6 protein-coding genes are annotated in these 4,152 nt (G+C 63.6%); 1 reads left to right on the top strand and 5 read right to left on the bottom strand.

Features of this window, described 5'->3' with window-relative positions; all coding sequences use genetic code 11:
- Positions 1–38 precede the first annotated feature (38 nt).
- The 3 genes from EN914_RS26645 to EN914_RS26655 are packed head-to-tail and all read right to left on the bottom strand — an operon-like array spanning position 39 to position 1,728.
- Positions 39–620, bottom strand: coding sequence for a cob(I)yrinic acid a,c-diamide adenosyltransferase (locus EN914_RS26645; protein WP_013529427.1), 582 nt, complete (start codon positions 618–620; stop codon positions 39–41).
- 25 nt (positions 621–645) lie between these two features.
- Complete coding sequence (locus tag EN914_RS26650; RefSeq protein WP_013529428.1) at positions 646–837, bottom strand: twin transmembrane helix small protein; 192 nt, start codon at positions 835–837, stop codon at positions 646–648.
- A gap of 24 nt (positions 838–861) precedes the next feature.
- Positions 862–1,728, bottom strand: coding sequence for an SDR family oxidoreductase (locus tag EN914_RS26655; RefSeq protein WP_081714319.1), 867 nt, complete (start codon positions 1,726–1,728; stop codon positions 862–864).
- A 55-nt stretch (positions 1,729–1,783) separates the two neighbouring features.
- Between EN914_RS26655 and EN914_RS26660 the strand changes: the two genes are divergently transcribed.
- The gene (locus EN914_RS26660; protein WP_013529430.1) at positions 1,784–2,635 is read left to right on the top strand and encodes a YihY/virulence factor BrkB family protein; all 852 of its coding nucleotides are present in this window, start codon (positions 1,784–1,786) and stop codon (positions 2,633–2,635) included.
- Positions 2,636–2,737: 102 nt separating this feature from the next.
- Here the strand turns inward: EN914_RS26660 and EN914_RS26665 are convergent, their stop codons facing one another.
- Positions 2,738–3,634, bottom strand: a complete 897-nt coding sequence (locus EN914_RS26665) for a DMT family transporter (RefSeq protein ID WP_032899299.1) — start codon at positions 3,632–3,634, stop codon at positions 2,738–2,740.
- A gap of 148 nt (positions 3,635–3,782) precedes the next feature.
- A partial coding sequence (locus tag EN914_RS26670; RefSeq protein ID WP_245497848.1) for a glutamate--tRNA ligase family protein occupies positions 3,783–4,152 on the bottom strand: 370 nt, incomplete at its 5' end.

The raw sequence follows: 4,152 nt of genomic DNA on the forward strand, positions 1-4,152 counted from the left end.
GGATGAACATGCCCCAGGCCCTCTTCCGCTTTCGACAATCAGCGGTTCTTGCCGGGAACCCATAGCACGTCGGCGTTTCCGTTGTCATTGACCGCCCGGGCGGCGACAAACAGGAAATCCGAGACGCGGTTGATGTATTTCAGACCGTCGCGGTTGACGTGCTCGTTCGGGTCCTGGGCCAGTGCGACCATCAGCCTTTCGGCTCGCCTTGCCACGGTGCGGGCAAGGTGAAGTGCCGCCGCCGCCGCTGTGCCGCCATTGAGCACGAAGGATTTGAGCGGCTGAAGCTCCTTGTTGAGAAGGTCGATGTCCTTTTCGACCCGGTCGGTCTGCACGGCGACGATGCGAAGCGGCTCATAGCCGAGCGGCTTGCCGTCGTCGGGTACGGCGAGATCGGCGCCGAGATCGAACAGATCGTTCTGGATGCGGGACAGCATGGCGTCGATCGCGGGATGGGCCGCGGCCGTGTGGACCCTGGCGATGCCGATGCAGGCATTGGCCTCGTCGACCGTGCCGTAGGCCTCTACCCGCAGATCGGATTTCAGCCGCCTCTCGCCGGTGCCGAGACCCGTGGTGCCATCATCGCCGGTGCGGGTGTAGATCTTGTTGAGCTTGACCATTTCGCCTCCCCGGCCGCCGGCATCCTCACTTGCGGGTGAAATACACCGCCAGCAGGATCAGCACCAGCGCCACGGCCTGCAGCATGACTCGTGCCTGCATCAGCTTGTTCGAGGTGACGCCGGAGCCGCCGCGCATCATGTTGATGAGGCCGCGAACAAGCACGACCGCAACGGCGACCATGACCAGAATGGCGAGAATGTTGAAGACGGTTGCCATTGCTTCGTTCCAGTTGGTTGGCGTTCAGGCGCGTTTGGCCATCAGGCGGTAAAGCATCGATGCCGGCAGGATGCGTCTGAGCACCGCGCCGATCCTGGCGGGCACTGTTACCACATAGTGCGGGCGTGGGCGCCGCGACAGAAGTGCATGGCGCAGCGCCGCATGAACCACTTCCGGCCCTGGCTTCAAGGCCGATCGGCTGCCGCCGGCCCGCAGTCGCTCGAGTTGCGCCGCATAGTCCACGCGGTGCACGGAATTCTCGTGGTCGATGTTGCTGAGAAACCAAATGAGGCCATTGCTGGCGATCTTCGACTTCACCGGCCCCGGCTCGATCAGCGAAACGTGGACGCCGCTGGCCGCCAGTTCCTGGCGCTGGCAGAGCATCAAGGCCTCCAGTGCGTGCTTCGACGCCGAATAGGCGCCACGAAAGCGCACCGGCACGAGGCCAAGGATCGAGGAGCAGTGGACGATGCGGCCGTGACCCTGGCGGCGCATCACCGGCACCAGCCGGCGGGTCAAATCATGCCAGCCGAAGAAATTCGCCTCGAACTGCTGCTTGAGCGCGGCAACGGGCAGATCCTCGACGGCGCCCGGCTGCGCATACGCGCCGTTGTTGAACAGGGCGTCGAGCCGGCCGCCGGTGCGGTCGAGCACCGCCGTCACCAGCGCGGCGATGGAGTCCGGCTCGCAATAATCGAGATAGAAGGCCTCGATGCCATCGGCTTCGAGCGCGGCGATGTCCTGTGGCTTGCGCGCCGTTGCGAACACCCGCCAGCCTTCCGCCTTCAACGCGCGGGCGCAGTACGCGCCTATTCCCGAAGACGCACCGGTGATGATAATCGAGCGCAACTTCTGCGCCGGACTGTTCGTGGTTTCGCCAAGGGTTGCCATTTGCCGCAATCCCTTCCCATATTCCCGGCGTGGAGACAATTGGAGGGCGCGGTTCTTGTTGCGGAAGATCGTAGCCCTCAAGCGGGTCCTCTACGACGCACTTGGCCATTTCAACACCGATGACGGCTGGGCGATGGCCAGCCATCTGGCGATCACCTCGCTGATGGCGCTGTTCCCGTTCCTGATCTTCGCGACGACGCTGGCGAGCTTCCTCGGCGCGCAGGCGTTCTCCGACACGGCCGTGCATCTGGTCTTCGACACCTGGCCCGAACAGATCGCCAAGCCGATCGCGCGCGAAGTGCTCAATGTGCTGACCGTCAGGCGCACCGACCTTTTGACCTATGGTGTGGTGCTTGCGGCCTATTTTGCCTCGAACGGCATCGAGGCGCTGCGCACGTCGCTCAACCGCGCCTACCGCGTCTCGGAAACGCGCGGCATCATCTACCGCCGGGTGCAGAGCATCATCTTCGTGCTCATCGCCACGGCCGGTTTCCTGGCGATCAGCGTGCTCCTGGTGTTCGCGCCGCTGCTGGCGCGGCTCGCGGAAGCCCATATCGACTGGATCAAGCCCTATATGGGCACCATTACGCTATGGCGTTACGTCATCGCTTCGGCGGTCATTGTCGGCGGATTGTTTGCCGTCCATTTCTGGCTGCCGGCGGGCAAGCGCCGCTTCGTGTCGCTGGTGCCGGGCATCGTCTTCACGCTGGCGGCATGGCTTATCGGTTCGACCATCTTCGCCACCTATCTCGACCACTTCTCGTCCTATGTGACGACCTATGCCGGCCTGGCCTCGATCATGATCGCCGTGGTCTTCCTCTACATGGTCTCGGCGATCTTCATCCTCGGCGGCGAGCTCAATGCCGCGATCAGCCGCTACCTGGAGGCGCGCGCGCGGGTCGGATGACAGGTCGAATTGAGGAATTGAAGAACTGAAGAATTGGAGAAAAAGCGGGCCATATCCGGCGCTGTCTGTGCTTCTTCCTCAATTCCTCAATTCCTCAATTCCTCAATTCCTCAATTCCACAGTTCTTCCCTTGGCCTGCCGCGCCGTTGCCAGGCCGACGCCGAATGTCGTGATCGCCATGCCGGAAATCTGAAGTGCGTTGAGTTGCTCGCCGAACAGGGCCCAGGCGATGATCGCCGTCACCGCCGGCACCAGGTAGAACAGCGAGGCCACCTTCGACATCTCGCCGTCGCGGATCATCACCATCAGGAGGAAGATGGCGCCGAGCGACAGCACCAGCACCAGCCAGGCCATGGCGAAGATCAGTTCGCCATTGATGACGACGGTGTGGGTTTCGAAGGCGAGGGAGGCGACGAGCATCAGCGAGCCACCGCCGACATATTGCCACATGGTCGCCGCGACGAGGTCGCCGCCGGAGGCAAAGCGCTTCTGCCAGATGGTGCCGGCGCTCATGCCGAGCACCGAAACCAGCGAGGCTGTCAATGTCGCCGCGGTCACGCCGCCGCCGAGCGCGCCGAGCTTCGGCCACAGCACGATGACGATGCCGATAAGGCCGATGCCAAGGCCAAGCCAATGGCGCGGCAGGATCGCCTCGCCGAGAAACTTGCCGGCAAGCACCGCCGTGATCAGCGGCTGCAGGCCGACGATGAGGGCCGAAAAGCCGGCCGGCATGCCCCTGTGGATGGCCCAGAACACAGCGCCGAGATAGACGCCATGCATCAGGATGCCCGCGCCGGTGGCATGCAGCGCCTCCTCGCGGGTGGCTTTTTTCGAACCCAATACAAGCATCAGGACGGCCAGCAGGATGGCGGCGATGACGAACCGCGCGGCGAGGAAGGTGAACGGCTCCGCCCATGGCATGGCGTAGCGTGCGCCAATGAAGCCGGTCGCCCACAGAACGACGAAGGTGGCGGGAATGAACCGCTTGATGCTGTGCATGTTCCGGAGTCCGCCGCACTGGAGAGAATTGCCGTGGCGATGCTCTAATCCCGTTCACCCCGGCGCGCAAAGCGAAACGGTTGATCCATAGATCACCGGAATTCAACGGCCGACCCATCTGGGGGGTGGCTCCCTGGTCTCACCGGGCTCAAAGCCCGACCATTCGCCTGATGTCGTCAGGCGATGCGCCGGCATGGCGCAAGGCGGCAAGGCCGGTATCGCCCAGGCTCTTCGACAGTTTTCGTCCGTCGGGCCCGAGGAGGAGGCGATGATGGAAATAGGCCGGTTGCGGCAGTCCCAGGAGTTGCTGCAGCAGGCGCTGCACGCCGGTGGCGGAAAACAGATCTTGTCCGCGCACGACGTGGCTGACACCTTGCAGGGCATCGTCCATGACGACGGCGAGGTGGTAGCTGGTCGGGATATCGCGGCGCGCCACGATCACGTCGCCCCAGTCCTGCGGACGGGCTTCAATCGAGCGTGTCGCGGAAAGCGTCTCGTCGGCGAATTCGGTCCAAGAC

The organism is Mesorhizobium sp. M7A.F.Ca.CA.001.08.2.1, assembly GCF_003998455.1.
Taxonomy (GTDB): domain Bacteria; phylum Pseudomonadota; class Alphaproteobacteria; order Rhizobiales; family Rhizobiaceae; genus Mesorhizobium; species Mesorhizobium ciceri.

Coding starts and splice junctions, on each gene's coding strand:
- EN914_RS26665 (WP_032899299.1), bottom strand. CDS start 3,634: ATGCACAGCATCAAGCGGTTCATTCCCGCCACCTTCGTCGTTCTGTGG.
- EN914_RS26645 (WP_013529427.1), bottom strand. CDS start 620: ATGGTCAAGCTCAACAAGATCTACACCCGCACCGGCGATGATGGCACC.
- EN914_RS26650 (WP_013529428.1), bottom strand. CDS start 837: ATGGCAACCGTCTTCAACATTCTCGCCATTCTGGTCATGGTCGCCGTT.
- EN914_RS26655 (WP_081714319.1), bottom strand. CDS start 1,728: ATGGCAACCCTTGGCGAAACCACGAACAGTCCGGCGCAGAAGTTGCGC.